18 protein-coding genes are annotated in these 19,608 nt (G+C 63.1%); 1 reads left to right on the forward strand and 17 read right to left on the reverse strand.

Annotated features, from left to right (window positions below; translation table 11 throughout):
* The 7 genes from QGG75_02230 to miaA form a co-directional block, all read right to left on the reverse strand.
* A partial coding sequence (locus QGG75_02230; protein MDP6066064.1) for a rod shape-determining protein occupies positions 1 to 618 on the reverse strand: 618 nt, incomplete at its 3' end.
* A gap of 94 nt (positions 619 to 712) precedes the next feature.
* Positions 713 to 2,260 carry a 2-isopropylmalate synthase gene (locus QGG75_02235; GenBank protein MDP6066065.1) on the reverse strand — a complete coding sequence of 516 codons (1,548 nt, stop codon included), beginning with the start codon at positions 2,258 to 2,260 and terminating at the stop codon, positions 713 to 715.
* A 414-nt stretch (positions 2,261 to 2,674) separates the two neighbouring features.
* A complete protein-coding gene (locus QGG75_02240; protein MDP6066066.1) occupies positions 2,675 to 3,253 on the reverse strand; it encodes a DUF924 family protein in 579 nt (192 codons plus the stop codon).
* Between the two features lie 12 nt (positions 3,254 to 3,265).
* Positions 3,266 to 4,285: a ketol-acid reductoisomerase gene (ilvC, locus tag QGG75_02245; protein MDP6066067.1), complete on the reverse strand. Its 1,020-nt coding sequence runs from the start codon at positions 4,283 to 4,285 to the stop codon at positions 3,266 to 3,268.
* A gap of 59 nt (positions 4,286 to 4,344) precedes the next feature.
* Entirely contained in the window at positions 4,345 to 4,875 is a 531-nt protein-coding gene (gene ilvN, locus QGG75_02250) for an acetolactate synthase small subunit (protein ID MDP6066068.1), read from the reverse strand.
* Between the two features lie 81 nt (positions 4,876 to 4,956).
* Entirely contained in the window at positions 4,957 to 6,714 is a 1,758-nt protein-coding gene (locus QGG75_02255) for an acetolactate synthase 3 large subunit (protein MDP6066069.1), read from the reverse strand.
* 200 nt (positions 6,715 to 6,914) lie between these two features.
* Positions 6,915 to 7,919 (reverse strand): tRNA (adenosine(37)-N6)-dimethylallyltransferase MiaA, encoded by a 1,005-nt coding sequence (gene miaA, locus QGG75_02260; protein ID MDP6066070.1) that lies wholly within the window; start codon positions 7,917 to 7,919, stop codon positions 6,915 to 6,917.
* Between the two features lie 11 nt (positions 7,920 to 7,930).
* Between miaA and serB the strand changes: the two genes are divergently transcribed.
* The gene (gene serB, locus QGG75_02265) at positions 7,931 to 8,839 is read left to right on the forward strand and encodes a phosphoserine phosphatase SerB (GenBank protein MDP6066071.1); all 909 of its coding nucleotides are present in this window, start codon (positions 7,931 to 7,933) and stop codon (positions 8,837 to 8,839) included.
* A 61-nt stretch (positions 8,840 to 8,900) separates the two neighbouring features.
* Here serB and QGG75_02270 read toward each other — a convergent pair whose 3' ends face one another.
* The 10 genes from QGG75_02270 to QGG75_02315 form a co-directional block, all read right to left on the reverse strand.
* A complete protein-coding gene (locus QGG75_02270) occupies positions 8,901 to 10,268 on the reverse strand; it encodes a TrpB-like pyridoxal phosphate-dependent enzyme (GenBank protein MDP6066072.1) in 1,368 nt (455 codons plus the stop codon).
* A gap of 183 nt (positions 10,269 to 10,451) precedes the next feature.
* Positions 10,452 to 11,621 carry an ABC transporter substrate-binding protein gene (locus QGG75_02275; protein ID MDP6066073.1) on the reverse strand — a complete coding sequence of 390 codons (1,170 nt, stop codon included), beginning with the start codon at positions 11,619 to 11,621 and terminating at the stop codon, positions 10,452 to 10,454.
* A gap of 72 nt (positions 11,622 to 11,693) precedes the next feature.
* The gene (locus QGG75_02280; protein MDP6066074.1) at positions 11,694 to 13,574 is read right to left on the reverse strand and encodes a long-chain fatty acid--CoA ligase; all 1,881 of its coding nucleotides are present in this window, start codon (positions 13,572 to 13,574) and stop codon (positions 11,694 to 11,696) included.
* 25 nt (positions 13,575 to 13,599) lie between these two features.
* Positions 13,600 to 14,373: an ABC transporter ATP-binding protein gene (locus QGG75_02285; protein ID MDP6066075.1), complete on the reverse strand. Its 774-nt coding sequence runs from the start codon at positions 14,371 to 14,373 to the stop codon at positions 13,600 to 13,602.
* Positions 14,374 to 14,375: 2 nt separating this feature from the next.
* A complete protein-coding gene (locus QGG75_02290) occupies positions 14,376 to 15,134 on the reverse strand; it encodes an ABC transporter ATP-binding protein (GenBank protein MDP6066076.1) in 759 nt (252 codons plus the stop codon).
* Positions 15,131 to 16,207, reverse strand: a complete 1,077-nt coding sequence (locus QGG75_02295; GenBank protein MDP6066077.1) for a branched-chain amino acid ABC transporter permease — start codon at positions 16,205 to 16,207, stop codon at positions 15,131 to 15,133. The genes QGG75_02290 and QGG75_02295 overlap by 4 nt, the downstream gene beginning before the upstream one ends.
* Before the next feature lie 4 nt (positions 16,208 to 16,211).
* Entirely contained in the window at positions 16,212 to 17,096 is an 885-nt protein-coding gene (locus QGG75_02300; GenBank protein MDP6066078.1) for a branched-chain amino acid ABC transporter permease, read from the reverse strand.
* A gap of 327 nt (positions 17,097 to 17,423) precedes the next feature.
* Positions 17,424 to 18,896, reverse strand: coding sequence for a DegQ family serine endoprotease (locus tag QGG75_02305; GenBank protein ID MDP6066079.1), 1,473 nt, complete (start codon positions 18,894 to 18,896; stop codon positions 17,424 to 17,426).
* Positions 18,897 to 19,003: 107 nt separating this feature from the next.
* Complete coding sequence (locus tag QGG75_02310; protein MDP6066080.1) at positions 19,004 to 19,189, reverse strand: DUF2065 domain-containing protein; 186 nt, start codon at positions 19,187 to 19,189, stop codon at positions 19,004 to 19,006.
* A 31-nt stretch (positions 19,190 to 19,220) separates the two neighbouring features.
* Positions 19,221 to 19,608 (reverse strand): protease modulator HflC (locus tag QGG75_02315; protein ID MDP6066081.1); only part of this gene is annotated, 388 nt, incomplete at its 5' end.

Consider the following 19,608-nt stretch of genomic DNA (forward strand, 5'->3'; position numbering starts at 1 on the left):
CAGCAGATTGTGGTTGCGCCGGATGTAGCTGATGATGCCCTCGTCCATCTTGTCGCCGCCCACCCGCACCGAGCGCGAATAGACGATGCCACCCAGCGACAGCACCGCCACCTCTGTGGTGCCGCCGCCCACGTCGACCACCATCGAGCCCGTCGGTTCCGTCACCGGCAGGCCGGCGCCGATGGCCGCCGCCATCGGCTCCTCGATCAGGAAGACGCGGCGGGCGCCGGCGCTTTCGGCCGATTCCTGGATGGCGCGCCGCTCCACCGCCGTCGAGCCCGAGGGCACGCAGATGATGACCTGCGGGCTGGCGAACGAGCGCCGGTTGTGCACCTTGCGGATGAAGTGCTTGATCATCTCCTCGGCGGTCTCGAAGTCGGCGATGACGCCGTCGCGCAAGGGCCGGATGGCCTCGATGTTGCCCGGTGTGCGGCCTAGCATCATCTTGGCTTCGTCGCCGACGGCCAGAACCTGCTTCTTGCCCCGGTGGTCGACGATGGCCACCACCGAGGGCTCGTTGAGGACGATGCCCCGGCCTTTGACGTACACCAGCGTGTTGGCCGTACCGAGGTCGATTGCCATGTCGGAAGACATGATGCCGAGAAGATTGGAAAACATTCCTGTGTCTGATCCCCTGCTGCCGTGTCCCTAACCGTCTGTGTTTGGGGGGGAGGCCGTTGCCGCCCCCCACCGATCCCGTGCCGTGGCCGGCCTAGGCCGAAAGCGCCGCCGGCGCGCTGCTTCCCTTGTTCGTCATCAGCTTGTTGAGGGCGTTGATGTAGGCCCGCGCCGAGGCCACCAGGGTGTCGGTGTCGGCGCCCTGGCCGTTGGCGGTGCGGTCCTCGTCGGCCAGCCGCACGGTGACGCCGGCCTGGGCGTCGGTACCCTCGGTCACCGCGTTGACCTGATAGAGCTGCAACGTGGCGCTGTGAGGCACCAGTTCCTTGATGGCGTTGAAGGTGGCGTCGACCGGTCCGTCGCCGGTGGCCTTGGTCTGCCGCGTGCTCCCATCGACCTCGATCTCGAGCTCCGCGGTCTGGGGCCCGATGGAGCCGCAAATTACCTGCAACGAGACGAAATTGACGAAATCGTTGACCCGGGCCTCGTCGTCGACCAGGGCAATGATGTCCTCGTCGTAGACGTCCTTCTTCTTGTCGGCCAGATCCTTGAAACGGCGGAAGGCGTCCTGCAACTGGTTGTCGCCGACGGTGAAGCCCAGTTCGTTGAGCTTCTCGCGGAAGGCGTGGCGGCCGGAATGCTTGCCCATGACCAGGGTCGATTGTTTGAGGCCGACCGATTCCGGGGTCATGATCTCGTAGGTGCCGGCGTGCTTGAGCATGCCGTCTTGGTGGATGCCGGCTTCGTGGGCGAAGGCGTTGGCGCCGACGATGGCCTTGTTGTTCTGCACCGCGAAACCGGTGATGGCCGAGACCGTGCGCGAGGCCAACATGATGTCTTCGGTCTTGATGGCGGTGGTCTTCTGGGTCAGGTCGTGCCGCGTCCGCAGCGCCATGACGATCTCTTCCATGGCGGCGTTGCCGGCCCTCTCGCCGAGTCCGTTTATGGTGCATTCGACCTGCTGCGCACCGCCCTTGATGCCGGCCAGGGAGTTGGCCACGGCCAATCCCAGGTCGTTGTGGCAGTGCACCGAGAAGCGCGCCTTGTCGGAATTGGGCACGCGTTCGCGAACCATGCGGATCAGTGCCTCGTATTCGTCAGGCAACGCGTAGCCCACGGTGTCGGGAATGTTGATGGTGCCGGCCCCGGCCTTGATGGCGCTTTCGATGCAGCGGCAGAGGAAGTCGTGCTCGGTGCGGGTGCCGTCCTCGCTGCTCCACTCGACGTCGTCGCAGTGGTTGCGGGCGCGCGTCACGCTGTCGATGATGCCCTGGTGGACTTCCTCGGGCTCCATCTGCAGCTTGTACTTCATGTGCAGCGGGCTGGTGGCGACGAAGGTGTGGATGCGCTTCCTTGCCGCCGGCGCCAGGGCCTCGGCGGCCCGGTCGACGTCCTTGAGGCCCGACCGCGCCAGGCCGCAAACGATCGCTTCCTTGACCATCTTGGCAACTTCGTTGACGCATTCGAAATCGCCGTTGGAGGCGATGGGAAAGCCGGCCTCGATGATGTCGACGCCCATGGCCTCGAGGATTTCGGCCAGGCGCAATTTTTCTTCCAACGTCATGGAGGCGCCGGGCGATTGTTCGCCGTCGCGCATGGTGGTGTCGAATATGAATATTCGGTCGGCGTCGGTGGAAGTCATTCCTTTAGGTCCTTCGTATGGATGTGATGCAAATTGTTCGTCGCTGTCTTTCCCCCTGAACGTCAGCGCACCACACAGGCACCGTGGCTGCCGGGCTCAGGGGCAGCTAAGTCGAAGAACCTGCCGCAGCGGCGAAGGCGTTGAACGCCGGGGCATAGCCAAGCCGAGGCCTGCCGCAATCCGCGGCCGGCCGGCTGGGCAACGCTTGGCGTTCGTCTTCATGGCCTTTTGCACCAAAACAGTCGGAATGATTTCTTCTGCTAATCAACCAGACTCTGCAATCAAAGTTAAGATTATGTGAAAGCAGGCCAGGAATACTACCTGATCCACCATTCTTAACCGCGTCGCAAAGCACTGTAATAGCTAGTATTACGCTCTTTTGTCCCTGGCTCGCAACAGCTTTGTTGGGGGCGCTCAGAACGACGAATCGGGCTCCTTTAGGAACTCGGCCTCGGCCGCCGTGGTGGGGCGCCCGAGGGCGGCGTTGCGATGGGGAAAGCGGCCGAAGCGGGCGATGATCTCGTGGTGACGCCGGGCCGCCTTCATGGTGCGGGCGCCGGTCTCGTCGTTTTCTACCAAGGCGCTAAAAAGATTTAGTGAACGCACCTGGTGGGAGAGATCCTCGCTGTGCTCGAAGGGCAGGTAGAGGAATATGCGCTGAACCTTCGGAAGCTCGCCGTCGAAGCCCCGTTCGAGGGCGCGCCCGGCCATGTCGCGGGCCAGGGCATCGCTGGCGAAAGCCTCGGCAGCACCGCGAAAGAGATTGCGCGGGAACTGGTCGAGCACGATGCACAGCGCCAGCGCGGTGCTGGCGCTGTGCAGCCAGTGCTCCAGTTCGCCCCGGCGGGCGGTCTCCACCAGGGGCAGGAAGCGGTGGCGGATTTCGGCGTCGAAATCGGCGTCCTTCTTGAACCAGATCTCGCGCTTCTCGCCATAGCCGGCGCTGCCCGGGGCTCCGAACCAGAAGTTCAAAACCTCGGCAGTGCCAGCCATTTCCAAAAAAACCTAGTTCTTCGACTTGTCGACCAGGCGGTTTTCGGCGATCCAGGGCATCATGGCGCGCAGCTTGGCGCCGACTTCCTCGATGCCGTGCTCGGAAGCGCGCCGGCGCATGGTCTTGAAGCTGGTCTGGCCGACCCGGTTCTCGAGCATCCATTCGCGGGCAAAGCGGCCTGATTGGATGTCGTCGAGCACGCGCTTCATCTCGGCCTTGACGTCGTCGGAGACGATACGGTCGCCGCGCGTGTAGTCGCCGTATTCGGCGGTGTTGGAGATCGAGTAGCGCATGTTGGCGATGCCGCCCTCGTAGATCAGGTCGACTATCAGCTTGACCTCGTGGAGGCACTCGAAATAGGCCATCTCGGGGGCATAGCCGGCCTCCACAAGGGTGTCGTAGCCGGCCATGATGAGGCTGGTCAGGCCGCCGCACAGCACCACCTGTTCGCCGAAGAGATCGGTCTCGGTCTCCTCGCGGAAGGTGGTCTCGATGATGCCGGCGCGGCCGCCGCCGATGCCGGCGCCATAGCTGAGGCCGATGTCGTGGGTGTTGCCCGAGGGGTCCTGTTCGATGGCCAGCAGGCAAGGTACGCCGCCGCCGCGCTCGTATTCCGAACGCACGGTGTGGCCGGGGCCTTTGGGGGCAATCATGAAGACGTCGAGGTCGGGCCGGGGCTCGATCAGCTTGAAGTGGATGTTGAGGCCGTGGGCGAAGGCGATGGCGGCGCCCTCGTTCAGGTTGTCGCGCAGATCGTCTTCATAGAGCTGGGCCTGGATCTCGTCGGGCGCCAGTATCATCACCACCTCGCCCCATTTGGCGGCCTCGGCCGGGTTCATGACCTCGAAGCCGGCGTCCTTGGCCTTGGCGACGCTGGCCGATGAGGGCCTGAGCGCCACCACCACGTTCTTGGCTCCGGAATCGCGCAGGTTTGTGGCGTGGGCGTGGCCCTGGCTGCCGTAGCCGACGATCACGACCTTCTTTGCCTTGATTAGGTTGAGGTCGGCGTCGCGGTCATAATAAACGCGCATGAATTGTTCCTTTTTTTGCTCTGCCGCCCGCCCCGTGGCGGGCGCTGGGAAGGGTGGTCTTACATGGCCTCCGGGCCGCGAGAGATCGCCACCACGCCGGTGCGCGAGACGTCTATCAGGCCGAGAGGCCGCATCAGGTTGATGAAGGCATTGATCTTGTCGGTCGAACCGGTCATCTCGAAGACGAAGGACTCGGCCGTGCTGTCGACGGCCCGAGCCCGGAAGATGTCGGCGATGCGCAGCGATTCGACCCGCTTGTCGCCGCTCGCGCGCACCTTCAAAAGCGCCAGCTCACGCGCCACATGCGGCCCATCGGAGGTCAAATCGCTGACCGAATGCACCGGCACCAGGCGGCCCAGCTGGGCCTTGACCTGCTCGATCACCATCGGCGTGCCGACGGTGACGATGGTGATGCGCGAGAGGTGCGCGGCATCGTCGACCTCGGCCACGGTCAGGCTTTCGATGTTGTAGCCGCGGCCGGAAAAGAGGCCGATGACACGGGCCAGCACGCCGGCCTCGTTGTCGACCAGGACGGCGATGGTATGTCTGCGTTCGTCGGTATTTCTGCGTTCGTCGGAAGCCACGTTCACGTTCCCGTCCTCGCCCTGGCACCATAGCGTTTGTCTGGCGCCGCCGCCCTAATGTCCGGCCGACGGCGGATGGCCCTCATATCATATCGCCGTCAGGCCCTGGTCGCTGCTTTGCGGAATCTCGCCGTTGGGGCCCATGATCATTTCGTAATGGGCCGCCCCCGAGGGGATCATGGGAAAGCAGTTCGCCGTCGGATCGATGGTGATCTCGGCGATCACCGGGCCGGCGGTGTCGATCATGGTCTCGATGGTGGTATCCACCTCGGCGACCTTGTCGGTGCGCAGGCCGGCGGCCCCGAAGGCCTCGGCCAGCTTGACGAAATCGGGCAGCGAATCGATGTGGCTCTCGGCGTAGCGGCCACCGTGGTGCAACTCCTGCCACTGGCGCACCATGCCCATGTAGCCGTTCCTCAGCAGCAGTACCTTGACCCCGGCCCGGTGCTGCACCGCCGTCGACAGTTCCTGGATGTTCATCATCAGCGAGGATTCGCCCGTGATGGCGACCACCAGGGCTTCGGGATGGGCCACTTGAACGCCGATGGCGGCCGGCAGACCGTAGCCCATGGTGCCCAGCCCGCCCGAGGTCATCCAGCGGTTGGGCTTTTCCATGGCCAGGTACTGGCCGGCCCACATCTGGTGCTGGCCTACGTCGGTGGTGACATAAAGGTCACGCTGCTTGGTGATCTCGCGGAAGCGGTCGATGACGTATTGCGGTTTGATCGGGCCGTCGTCCTGCTCGTAGGCCAGGCAGTGCACCGCCCGCCACTCCTCGATCTGCTTCCACCAGGCGGCCAGCGCCGTCTTGTCGGGCTGGGCCACGCTGGCCCGCCAGATCTTCAGCATGTCCTCGAGCACGTGGCCGACATCGCCAATGATCGGGATGTCGACCGGCACGTTCTTGTTGATCGACGAGGGGTCGATGTCGACGTGGATCTTCTTCGAGCCCTGGCTGAAGGCATCGAGCCGGCCGGTCACACGGTCGTCGAAGCGGGCGCCAATGTTGATCATGACGTCGCTCTTGGCCATCGCCATGTTGGCTTCATAGGTGCCATGCATGCCGAGCATGCCGAGATGCTGCCGGTCGGAGGAGGGATAGCCGCCCAGCCCCATCAGCGTGGTGGTGATGGGATAGCCGGAGGCGCGCACGAACTCGGCCAGCAACTGCGACGCTGCCGGGCCCGAATTGATGACGCCGCCGCCGGTATAGAAGATCGGCCGCTTGGCCCCGGCGATCAGTCCCACGGCCCTCTTGATGGCCTCGAGGTCGCCCTTGACCTGCGGCGTATAGGTCTTGTGGCGGACGTTGATCGGCCCCACGTAATCGCCCTCGCCAAGCAGAATATCCTTGGGCAGGTCGACGACCACCGGTCCCGGCCGGCCCGAGGCGGCAACGTAGAAAGCCTCGTGCAGCGTGTGGGCCAGCTTGGCCATGTCCTTGACCAGATAGTTGTGCTTGGTGCAGGGCCGCGTGATGCCGACGGTGTCGGCTTCCTGGAAGGCGTCGTTGCCGATCATGTGGGTCGCCACCTGGCCGGTCAGGCAGACGATCGGCGTTGAATCCATCAGCGCATCCGTGAGGCCGGTGACCGTGTTGGTGGCACCGGGACCCGAGGTCACCAGCACCACGCCGACGCGGCCGGTGGAACGGGCATAGCCTTCGGCGGCATGCACCGCGCCCTGTTCATGGCGCACCAGTACGTGACGCAGCGCATTGTTCTGATGCAGGGCATCGTAGATGGGCAATACGACCCCGCCCGGATAGCCGAATATCACCTCGACGCCTTGATCGACCAAGGCCTTCAAAATGATTTCGGATCCCGTCATACGCGTGCCGCTCATCGAACCAATCCTTCCCCTGATCCTTCCTTGGGCCGGCCTCTTGCTCCGCTCCCCATCAAATCGCCACGGCTGGTCGCCCGGGTGTCGGTGTCTGGCGCCGCTGTCCAGTCCCTGTGGCGCCGGCCACCCGAGGCAAAGGCCAATGCAGCTCGGAGGTCGGAAAACGGCGACAAATTAGACCTTTGGGCAGGGGCGGTCAACTAGAACTGACGAATAATTGGAAAGTTTTTGGCAAAAAATCTTTTCGAATCTTGCGCAGTAACTGTGGGCCAATCGGCCGCTTGGTGGCGCAGCCAGGTGAGTTGGCGTTTGGCGTAGCGCCGGGTGTCGCGCTGCGCCAGGGCCACGGCCTCGTCGAGGCTGAGCTGGCCGGCCCGGTGGCGGGCCAGCGGCCCCACCCCCAGCGCCTTCATGGCCGGCAGGCCGGGATCCAGCGCCAGCTCCTCCAGGGCCGCCACCTCGGCCAGAGCGCCGGCCTCGATCATGTCGAGAAAGCGAACGTCGCAGCGTCGGTAAAGCTCGGGCCGGGGCAGTTCGAGGATGCAGCGCAGCAGGGGATCGCCGAGCCCGCGCTCCGGCGCCTGGCGCTGTTCGGCCTGCCAGGCGGAGAGCGGCCGGCCGGTGGCCTGCAGCACCTCCCAGGCTCGGATCAGGCGGGCGCTGTCGCCGGCTTGCAGGCCGGCCGCGGCGCCGTCGCGGGCCAGCAACTCGGCCCTCAAGCCGGCGCCGCCGAGTTCGCGGTGGCGGGCCTGGGCGGCGGCTCGGATGGCGGCTGGGATCTTTGGCACCGGGGCCAGGCCATCGAGCAGTGCGCGCAGGTAAAGCCCGCTGCCGCCAACCACGATGGCGACGCGGCCGGCCGCTTGGGCGGCCCTGATCTCGGTCCGGGCCAGGCCTTGCCAGCGTCCGGCCGAGCAGCGTTCGGCCGCCGGAACGACGCCGTATAGCCGGTGCGGCGCCCGTGCCAGCTCGGCCGCGCCGGGCCGCGCCGTGAGCACGCGCAGCTCTTCATAGACCTGCATGCTGTCGGCATTGATCACGGTGGCGCCACCGGTTTCGGCCAAGGCTTCGGCCAGTTCAAGCGCCAAGCCGGATTTGCCGCTGGCGGTAGCTCCCGTTATAAGGATGACGCCTTTGTCCATTGCCGCCACTTGAATCGAGGGGCCGCGCAGCGGGTCGCTCGCCGGCCCCTTCTCACCGGCCATACCACAGCATAATGGAAAACGTGCTCACGCTCATCGCCGGTCGATGGGACGCACCTTTGCAGACCTTGCAGGTGGACCTGGCCCGGGCCGCGCTCGACGAAGCCGGGGCCGAGGCCCTGGCGCCGGACTGGCTGTGCCCGGGGGTGGCCTGCGACATCGCTTACGAAGGCATCGAAGCGGACGAGGGCGAGGCGGCGGTGCGGCAGTACCTCATCGATCTGCCCATCGACATCGCCTCGCAAGCGCTGGCGGGGCGGCAGAAGAAGTTGCTGGTGGCGGACATGGATTCGACCATCATCGCCCAGGAATGCATCGTCGAGATCGCCGAATTCGCCGGCAAGCGGGCCGAGGTGGCGCGTATCACCGACCTGGCCATGCGGGGCGAGCTGGATTTCGAGGCGGCGCTGCGTGAACGCGCCAAGATGTTGGCCGGTCTCGGTTTCGAGCTGCTGCACGAGGCTTGGGAACAGCGCATCAGCCTGACGCCGGGGGCCCAGACCCTGGTCCAGGTGATGCGCGCCAGCGGGGCCTACACGGCGCTGGTCTCGGGCGGCTTCAACTATTTCACCCGGGCCGTGGCGCGGCGCGTCGGCTTCGATGTGCACCAGGCCAACGAGCTCGAGATCAAGGACGGCCAGATCACCGGCCGGGTGCTGGACCCGGTGGCCGGGGCGGTAGCCAAGCGACTGACGCTGGAGCGGCTGTGCCGGGAGCTGGGCATCGAGAGCAGCGATTGCCTGGCCCTTGGCGACGGCGCCAACGACATTCCCATGATCCAGGCGGCCGGCCAGGGCGTCGCCTACCACGCCCAGCCCCTGGTCGCCGCCGCCGCCCACACGCGCATCGACAACGGCGACCTGACGGCGGCGCTTTACCTGCAGGGCTACCGCCGCGACGACTTGGCGCCTTATCTTGATTGAGGTCAGGCGGAAAAAAACGGCCGGTGCCCGAGGGCACCGGCCGAAATGGCAAACGCTTTTGCTACTCGGCGGCGACCTTGGGCAGGCCCGCCAGCGCCATGGCCAGTTCGTTCTGCGAGTAGTCCTCGTCCTTCAGGTTGCCGGCGTGGTACTCGGAATAGGCCGCCATGTCGAAGTGACCGTGGCCGCAGAGATTAAAGAGGATGTTGCGGCTGGTGCCTTCCTCCTTGCACTTGAGCGCTTCGTCGATGGCGCCCTTGACGGCATGGTTGGCTTCGGGGGCCGGCGTGATGCCTTCGCTGCGGGCGAACTGCACGCCGGCGGTAAAGCACTCGGTTTGGTGATAGGCCACCGCGCGGATCAGGTCGAGATCATAGAGGTGGCTGACCAGCGGGCCCATGCCGTGGTAGCGCAGCCCACCGGCATGGAACCCCGGCGGCACGAAGCTGGCGCCCAGGGTGTGCATCTTGACCAGCGGCGTCATCATCTTGGTGTCGCCGAAATCGTAGGCGAACTGGCCGCGGGTCAGGCTGGGGCAGGCGGCCGGCTCGACGGCCACCACCTCGACGTCGGGGCCACCGCGCAGCTTGTTGCCGATGAAGGGGAAGACCAGGCCGGCGAAGTTGCTGCCGCCGCCGGTGCAGCCCACCAGCACGTCGGGGTAGGCGTCGGCCATCTCCATCTGCAGGATGGCTTCCTGACCGACCACGGTCTGGTGCGTCAGCACGTGATTGAGCACGCTGCCCAGCGCGTACTTGGTGTCGTCGTTGGTGGCGGCGATCTCGACGGCTTCGGATATGGCGATGCCCAGGCTGCCGTTACTGTCGGGATTGTCGGCCAGCACGGCCTTGCCGGCCTCGGTCTCGGTGCTCGGGCTGGCCACGCACGAGGCGCCGAAGGTTTCCATCATGGCCCGGCGATAGGGCTTCTGCTGGTAGCTGACCTTGACCATGAAGACCCGGATGTCGATGCCGAAGACGCCGCCGGCGAAGGCCAGCGACGAGCCCCACTGGCCGGCTCCGGTCTCGGTGGCGATCTTGGTGATGCCTTCTTCCTTGTTGTAGAAGGCCTGGGGCACAGCGGTGTTGGGTTTGTGGCTGCCGGTCGGGCTGACGCCTTCGTACTTGTAGAAGATCTTGGCCGGGGTATCGAGGGCCTGCTCCAGCCGCCGGGCACGGTAGAGCGGTGTCGGCCGCCACAGGCGGTAGACGTCGCGCACCGGGTCGGGAATGCCGATCTCGCGGTCGGCGCTGACTTCCTGGCCGATCAGGGCCATGGGAAAGAGCGGCGCCAGATCGTCGGGCCCCACGGGCTGGCCGGTGCCTGGGTGCAAGACCGGTGCCGGCGGCTCGGGCAAGTCGGCCACGACGTTGTACCAGGCCTTGGGAATCTGCTCCTCGCCGAGCAGATACTTGGTGCTGTCCGTCATATTTGTCCTCCCATGCGTTTCTCCCGGGTCCGGTCCGTTACAGGGACCCCCGGTGTTCTGGCGGTATTGTACGCACCGCTCGGCTCCCGCGCCTAGGAGAAATCCGGGTCAGGCTCCCTGTCCAGAAAAAACCCGGAGGCAGAGCCTCCGGGTGAACGCGTGAATGTTCGATGGGCCTCGGGGTCAGTAAGCCAGCGGGCCGGTCTGCTTCACCCAGCGGCCTTTCTTGACCTGATAGAGAATCGAAGCAGTGGTGCCGCGGTGGTTGTCGGCGCTGAAATTCTGCACCGGCCCACCAAAGATATCTTTGTATCCTTTGATGCTCTCCAGGGCCTTGACCAGACCCTCGACGGTGAGGTTGCGGCCTGCCCGGTCCAGCCCCATTACCGTCAGGTCGGCGCCAATGTAGCCCAATTGCGCAGGGCTTCCGGGATACTTGCCGTATTTGGCCTTGTAGTCTTCCAGCCACTTCCGGACTATCGCGCGGCTGTCGTCGGGATAGACCGGTGGCACCGAACCCAGGCCATAAAGCCCTTCGGTGATGCCGCCCTTGGCACCAGCAACGAACGATGCCACGCCGGCGCCGCTGGAGAAGAATATGGCGTCGAAACCCATCTTGCGCGCCGTGGCAAAGGGCAGGATGGTGTCCTTGATGATGGTGCCCATGGCGATGGCTTCGCATTTGGCCTTCTTGAACTTGGCAACGGCGGCGACGAAGTCCGATGCGGTCGGCTTGTGGGCCGACCGGGCAGCCAGTTCAAGGCCCATCTTCTTGGCCTGATCCTGGGCCCCGAAGAGGATCTCCTTGCCGAAATCCGAGTCCTGATAGATGACGCAGAATGTCTTGACGCCGGCGGTTTTCGCGAGATGTGCCATGCCGGCACGGATGTGGTCGTAGTAGGTCGAAATATGGGCGAACTTTAGCGCATGGTGGGGCTCGGTCATCTGCCGTGCCGCCGAGAACGGGAATAGGTTGGGAATATTCGCCTTGATCATCCGTGGCAGAATGGCGTTGTTCATGGGCGTGCCCATGCCGCCGAGAATGGCGAAAACCTTGTCCCTGTTGATCAGCTTGTTGGCTGCTTGAACCGCCCGCGGCACCTGGTACTGGCTGTCCTCGACGACCAGCCTGAGCTTGCGTCCATGAATGCCGCCTGCCGCGTTCACTTCATCAAAACGCATTTGCATGGCGTTTCGGGACGGCACTCCCCAGACCGAAGCCGGCCCCGACAGATCCGAGTGCACCCCGATGACTATCTCTTTGTCCGTGACGCCCGCCCCTTGCACCGCCGTTGCCCCGGCTAGCATGGTGACTGATAAGGCCAGCAGGCCTAAACTTTTTCGTGGCTCCATTTTTTCTCTCCCTTCGTGGTTTGGCTATTCTGGTTTAGACCCTGAACAAGGTCAACGTTACCCCAAGGCACTTCAGGCCGCTTGATACATATCTTCGATCAGGTCGGCATATTTTTCGCTGACGAATTTTCGCTTCAGTTTCATCGTCGGTGTCAGCTCGTCATCTTCCGGGTCGAGCTGATGTTCCAGCAGACGAAACTTCTTGACCGTCTCGACGCGGGCAAATTTCTTGTTGGCCTTCTCTACTTCCGAATCTATCAACGCCATGACCTCTGGCGTACGCGTCAAACTGGTAAAATTCGTGAACGGCACGTTATGATCCTGCGCGTATTTCTCGACATTCTCGTGGTCGATCATGATCAGGCAGGTAAGATATTTCCTCCGGTCACCGATAACGACCGCATCGGAGATATAGGGTGAGAACTTAAGCTCGTTCTCGATCTCGGTGGGGGTGATGTTCTTGCCGCCCGCGGTGATGATGATGTCTTTCATGCGGTCGGTGATCTTGACGAACCCTTGGTTGTCGATCAGGCCGACATCACCGGTGTGCAGCCAACCGTCGACAACGGTTTCAGCTGTCTTTTCGGGCTGGTTGAGATAGCCCATGAAGACGTGGTCGCCGCGCAGCAGGATCTCGCCCGCATCGGAAATGCGGACCTCGCCGAAGGGTACCCGCCGGCCCACGGTTCCCAGCTTGACCAGGCCCGGCAGATTGGCGGTTGCCAGTCCGGTGTTTTCGGTCTGCCCGTAGACCTCGTAAAGGCTGATGCCGAGCGCCTGATACCAACGGATCAGGTCCGGTGAGATGGGCGCTGCGCCGGTCCAGGCCCAATGGCAGTTCCCCAGGCCGATGATCTTTCGGATATTGTTCAGCACGAAGCGCTGCGCCATCAGATTCCTGAGGCCCAGCCAAAATGGTACCGGCTTCCCCTCGGCTGCGCAGGTCGCCGCCCGTTCACCGATGGCGATGGCTTTCCGGTAGGCCCAGCGCTGCAGCGGCGTAGCGTCGGAGAGCGCAATCATTATCGAGGAGTAGAACTTCTCCCATACCCGGGGCACGGCGCCCATGATCGTTGGCTGCACCTCCTGGACGTTTTCCGGCACCGTATCGGGGTTTTCGATATAGTTCGAAACCACTCCGGCATAGAGCGCCAGGTAGCAGCCATGTACGCGCTCCGCCACATGGCACATGGGCAAAAACGCCAAGCGCTCTTCGCCTTGTTCCTTCCAGCCAAATGACAGCGTGCTGTTGACGCACTGGAAAATGATATTCCGGTGGGAAATCATCGCCCCTTTGGGTGGGCCGGTGGTGCCGGAAGTATAGACCAGAATGGCCAGATCATCGGGCTGGGCCAGATCCAGGCATCGTTCGAATTCACCTGGATTTTTCTTGTCGAAATCCTCTCCCAGCTCGAGGAAGGTAGTGAAGTCGATGGCCATGGGATCCGAAAAATCCCGCAATCCCTCCATGTCAAAGATTACGATTTTCTCGAGTGTGTGGCAGTTCTCCCGGACGGAAAGAACCTTGTCGAGTTGCTCTTCGTTTTCGACGAATATGATTCTTGTCTTTGAATCATTGACCAGGTATTCGATCTGGCTCGGTGCATCCGTCGGATAGACTCCGGCACTGACCCCACCGGCACATAGGCAGCCCAGGTCGGCATATATCCATTCCGGTTTGTTGTTGGAAAGCACGCAGATAACCTGCCCCTTCTCGAGGCCCAGGGCGCGAAACGCCATGGCCACCCGGCGCATATTGTCACCCAACTGGCCCCAGGTGATTTCCTGCCAGATGCCGAAGTCCTTCTCGCGGATGATCACCCGGTCGGGAATGCTCTTGACGCGCCGCCAAATCATCCCCGGTACCGTGCCGGTGGCGGCATCATCCTCGGCGATGGTCAATTCCGTGCCGGCATCGGTCGTCAGCTGTCTGGTGGTGATGTTGCCTTTCATGACGAGCCCATTTCCCATGATTTCCCTAGCGCCACTGCTTTTTTTTCTTCCAGCGGCGTTTTCCGCGAACCCCTGTTTCTTTCACACCCAGATAAAACTCCTGAATGTCCTCGCTGTCCAACAGGGTCTGGCAATCACCCTCCATGACGATCCGGCCGACTTCGAGGACGTAGCCGAAATCAGCCATGTTCAGGGCCATTTTGGCGTTCTGCTCGACCAACAGCATGGTGACGCCCTGCTCTTGGTTGATACGCGCAATGATATCGAAAATCTGCCGCACCAGCAGCGGCGACAGGCCCAGCGAAGGCTCATCCAGCAGCAGCAGCTTGGGGCGCCCCATCAGCGCGCGACTGATCGCCAGCATCTGTTGTTCGCCACCGGAAAGCTGGCCGGCCGCCTGGTGCGCACGCTCTTTCAGGGCCGGGAAATAGTCCAGGACCATTTCCTGATCGCGCTCGATCTCCCGGCGATCGCGACGGGCATAAGCTCCCATCATCAGGTTTTCCCGGACCGAGAGGAAGGGGAATACCTCCCGTCCTTCCGGAACGTGGCACAGTCCCTGGCGCACGACCCAGTCCGGGTTGCGGTTCTGGATCTCCTGGCCGTCGAACAGGACGGAACCCTTCCGCGGATCCATGACGCCGGAAATCGTTTTCAAGATGGTCGTCTTGCCGGCACCGTTGGCGCCAAGTACGGCCACGATCCTGCCCGTCTCGACCCGCAGGCTGACCCCGCGGATGGCCATGATCGGACCGTAGTAGGTCTCGATATTGTTCAGGGTCAGGATCGCGTCGTCCATCATCAGTCCCCGATATAGGCCTTGATCACCTCGGGATCCTGTTGCACTTCAGCGGGCGTGCCTCTGGCCAGGACTTCGCCGTAGTTGAGGACCAGCACCCGATCCGAGACCTGGCCGACCAGCTTCATGTCGTGTTCCACCATCAAAACGGTGATGCCCAGATCCTTGACGATATCCTCGATCCAAAACGCCATATCCTCCGTTTCCTCCACGTTGAGGCCGGAGGAGGGTTCATCGAGCAACAGCAGCTTCGGTTCGGTGCACAGTGCCCGGGCCACTTCCACGACCTTGCGCACACCGAAGGGCAGATTGGCGATCAGCGAATTGCGATAGCGGGCCAAATCGAGAAAATCGATGACCTCCTCCACCCGTCCGCGGTGGGCCAGTTCGCTACGGCGCACCGAAGGCAGGAACAGCATCTCGCCGATTAGGTTCGAGGTCCGGTGGGGGTGCCGGCCGATCAACAGGTTCTGCAGAACGCTTGCGTGTTCAAAGAGCTCGATATTCTGGAAGGTGCGGGCGATGCCCAATCCCGCGATTACGTGCGGTGCCGCGTCGGAAATATCGCTGCCATCGAAAGTCAAGCTTCCTTCGGTCATATCGTAGATGCGGCTGATCAAATTGAAGATCGTCGTCTTGCCCGCGCCGTTGGGTCCGATGATGGTGAAGACCTCGCCCCGGGCAACGTCGAACGACACGTTGTTGACCGCGCGAATGCCGCCGAAGCGAATCGAGATACCGTCCGCCGCGAGCAAGCTCATCGCAGGCGCTCCGATTTCAAATAGGTCTTTTGTCTCTTGAAGGTGGCCTTCTTGTATAGGGGGAAGAGGTCGAAAAAAAAGCGGATCTTCATCCAGCGGCCGTAGATCCCCAGGGGCTCCAGCAGGATCACGTAGACCAATACCAGGCCGAAGATGCCCGGCTCCAGACCGGCGGCCGTGGCGATCTGCTGCGGCAGGTAGTCACGCATGATAGCTATGGCCTGCGGCAGCAGCCCGACGAACACCGCCCCAAAAACGGCACCGTGAAGCGATCCTACGCCGCCCACCACGACCATCAGCACGAGCTGGATCGACAACAGGATGTTGAAGGCGTCCGGCGACAGGTATTGCACGTAATGGGCAAAGAGGGCACCGCCCAGGCCGGTGATCCCGGCGCTGACGGCGAAGGCTATGGTTTTGTACTTGGCCAGATTGACGCCAATGCTTTGGGCCGAAATCTCGCTATCCCGGATCGCCACCAAAGCCCGTCCCGTCGGCGACCGAATCAGATTGGCGGCCAGCCAGATCACCAGGATCAACACCAGCAGGCAGAGATAGTAGAACTCCCAACTGGCGGTCAGTTGGTAGCCAAAGAGGTCGGGCGGTTCCACGGCCAGGCCGTTATATCCCCCGGTCACCGAATCCCAGTTGGCGAAGACGTGCTCGACGATGATCGCGAAAGCCAAGGTGGCGATGGCAAGGTAGATGCCGGTCATGCGCAGCGTCGGAACACCGACGGCGACGCCGGCCGCGGCGGTGACGATGGCGGCGGTGGGCATGGCAACCAGAAAGGGCACGCCCTTCGACAGCAGATAGGCATGGCAATAGGCGCCGATGCCGAGGAAGGCGGCGTGTCCCAGGCTGATCAATCCGGTGAATCCCACCAGGATCATCAAGCCGATACCGGCCACCGCCCAGATGAACAGGGCGGCGATTTCGTTGATGAAAAAATCGCTGAGCAGCGCCGGCAGAACGACCAGCGCGGCAAGCAAGGCGCCATACCAGAAGAGATCGCCGCCGTGACGCCAAATGTTGATGTCTTGTTGGTATCTGGTCTTGAAAACGAAACGCATGAACTCAGACCTTCTTGCGCACGAACTGCGCGAACAGGCCTTGGGGACGCAGGACCAGGACGATCAACAGGACCAGGAAAGCAGACACCTCCATGAAGCCGGCGGGCAGCCAAAGGCCGGCGGCTTGTTCCACCACACCGATAATCAGGCCGCCGACGAGGGCTCCCGGAATGCTCCCGAAACCGCCCAGAACAGCGGCGGCGAAGGCTTTGATGCCGATGAAGCCCATGTTCGGATCGATCAGGGTGAGCGGCGATACCAAAACGCCCGCCACCACCGCAACGCCGGCGCTGATGGCCCAGATCAGGGAGAATACCCGCCGCACCGGGATGCCCATATAGTAGGCCGCCAATTGATTCTGTGAGGCGGCCTGCATGGCGACGCCAATTCGCGTGTACTTGAAAAACAGGTAAAGCACGAGGCAAAGCAGGAGTGTGCCGACGATAATGGCGACGTTTTCCTGCCCGATGGCGAGAAACTCGCCACCCAGCATCTTGTTGGTGAAGGGCGTTTCGAAGGACAGCGGATCATATCCCCAGATGGTTCCGGCGGCGGTTCGCAGCACGAAACCCAGTCCGATCGTCAGCATGACCACGGCGAACTGCGGCTGACCGATAACCCAGCGCAGGACCAGGGCATCCAGCAGGTAGCCGAAGGCGGCCAGCAAAACCACGGCCAGGAAGAGGCCCAGCCAATAGGGCATCCCCATTTCCGCGATCAACATATAGGCCACGAACGCGCCCAGCATGAGCAAGTCACCCTGGGCAAAATTGACCATTTCGGTGGCTTTGTAGATCAGCACGAAGCCCAGCGCGATGAGACCATAGATGCAGCCCAGCGCGGCGCCGGACACCACGACCTGTACGAATTCCTGGAGGAATCCTCCCATCAAACTATCCGCTGGCCATCGACTTCAATGGCCTTGCAATCGCCAACAACGCGTATTCACACGACAACGCCCCCCTCGGCGGCGGAATTCATCGGCAAACATGACCGGGACCGGCTCGCGGGTCCGGCCCCGAATTCAGAACCCGACCATCCCGGGTTTGCATCCTGGAGCCATCCGGAGAGCTTAGTCCGGGGAAGGTTGCGCGAACAAGTAGACCTTACCGCATTTGCAGAAGGTTCAGAACCGCCAGGCAATCTTTCGGTTTCGCTATCGAGAGGAAAAACGGCGGGCCCAGCCCGCCGTTGCAAAAGCCACCCTGGACGAGCCCTAGCTATCCTTTAGCCGGAGCGCCACGAAGCGCAGGTTTTCGGCCCGGCGCACCAGCAGCAGCACCGACTTGCGGCTGCTTTTCCTGACCTCGCGGACCTTGTCGAGAACCTGACCCGGGCTGCCCACCTCTTCTTGCGCCACCTCGACGATGACGTCGCCCGCCCGGATGCCTTTTTCGGCCGCCGACGAATCGGCTTCGACCTCGGTGATGACCACGCCCTGCGCCGCTTCTCCAAGTTCGAAGCGCTGGCGCAACTCAGCGGTGATGGCCGCCAGTTTCATGCCCAGCGCATCCACGGCGGCGCTCGAGGGCTCCGTCGTGGGCTGCTGTTGGGCGGCAATCCGGGTTTCGTTGAGCTCGCCGATCTTGACCCTGAGATCGACCTTGGCGCCGGCCCGCCAGACCTGCACCAACACGGACTTGCCGATCTCGGTTTCAGCCACCAGGCGGGGTAGTGCGCGCATGCGCGACACCTTCTTGCCGTCGAACTCGAGAATCACGTCGCCCGCCTTGAGACCGGCCTTGTTGGCCGGGCCCTCGGGATTGACCTCGGCGACCAGGGCGCCGCTGGCTTCGGCCAGGCTCAGGCTCTCGGCGATCTCGTCGGTGACCGGCTGGATCTTGACGCCCAGCCAGCCACGCATGGTGCGGCCGAAGTTGCGCAGTTGCTTGATCACCGGCCCGGCCAGATTGGAAGGCACGGCAAAGCCGATGCCGATGCTGCCGCCCGAGGTCGAGAAGATGGCGGTGTTGATGCCGATGACCTGGCCCTTGATGTTGAACAGCGGCCCCCCCGAATTGCCCCGGTTGATCGAGGCGTCGGTCTGGATGAAGTCGTCGTATCGGCCCGAATTGAGCGCCCGCGCCCGGGCCGAGATGATGCCCGCCGTCACCGTGCCGCCGAGCCCGAAGGGATTGCCGATGGCCACCACCCAATCGCCGACCCTTGATAGGTCGGAATCGCCGAAATTGACGTAGGGCAACGGCCGGCCGGCCTCGATCTTGAGCACGGCGACATCGGTTTCCTTGTCGACGCCCAGCACCTTGGCCTTGAAGCGGCTGTCGTCGCTGAGGATGACGGTGATCTCGTCGGCCTCCTTGATGACGTGGTTGTTGGTTACGACGATGCCCTCGGCGGCGATGATGAAGCCCGAGCCCAATGAAGTGGCGCGGCGGCTGGGGCGTTCGCTGTTGCCGCCCGGTCGCTGGCGCTCGAAGAAGTCCTTGAAGAATTCTTCGAAGGGCGAGCCCGGCGGGAACTGCGGCAAGGGCACCTCGCGTTGCGCCGTGCGCAGGGTCTGGGTGGTCGAGATGTTGACCACCGCGGGCATCAGTTTCTCCACCAGATCGGCGAAGCTCTCGGGCGTCGCCCGGGCTTCGGCGCCGGCTCCGGCCAGCAGACCGAACGCCAGCACGGCGGTGCCGGCCAAGGCTTGCCAGCGGCCGATTTCTACAGCTTGTTCTCTCACGTCTCTATTCCTTTGCACCGGTTGTCCGTTTGACAAGACATATGTAGAGACAATTGTGAAAACATTGTGGCCGAAGCGAGTTTTTTTTGTGCCCCTTCAGGGCCCTTTCAGCCCCGCACCAGCCAGGCCAGCCCGACACCCAAGGTGGCGATCACCAGGCCGGCATTGCGCAGCCAGCTCGAGGGCTGATCCAGAACCAACACCATCATGCGCTTCATGCCGTCGGGAAACAGAGCGTAAAGCGCGCCTTCGATGACCAGCACCAGGGCCAGCGCCAGGAGCAGCTCCTCCATCTCCTAGCCGGCGCTCATCGCTGCCGTGCGCTCATTGACCCTCGGGTGCCGGGCCGGGCTTGCCGGTAACCGAACGAATGAAACTGAAGAACTCCGAATCGGGCGACAGCACCAGCGTCGTGTCGTCACCGCTCAGGGATTCGCGATAGGCCTCCATGGTGCGGTAGAAATTGAAGAATTCGGGGTCCTTGCCGAAGGCCTGGGCAAAGATCCTGACGGCCTTGCCATCGCCCTGGCCGCGGGTGATCTGAGCCCGCTTCTGGGCCTCGGCGATCAGTACCGTCTTCTCGCGGTCGGCCCGCGAGCGAATGCGCTGCGAGATCTCGGCACCCTGGGCCCGAAACTCGCGCGCCTCGCGCTCACGCTCGGTCCTCATGCGGGCGTAGATGGCCTCGCTGTTGGCTTCCGGCAGGTCGGCC

This window comes from Alphaproteobacteria bacterium (assembly GCA_030740435.1).
Lineage (GTDB): Bacteria > Pseudomonadota > Alphaproteobacteria > UBA2966 > UBA2966.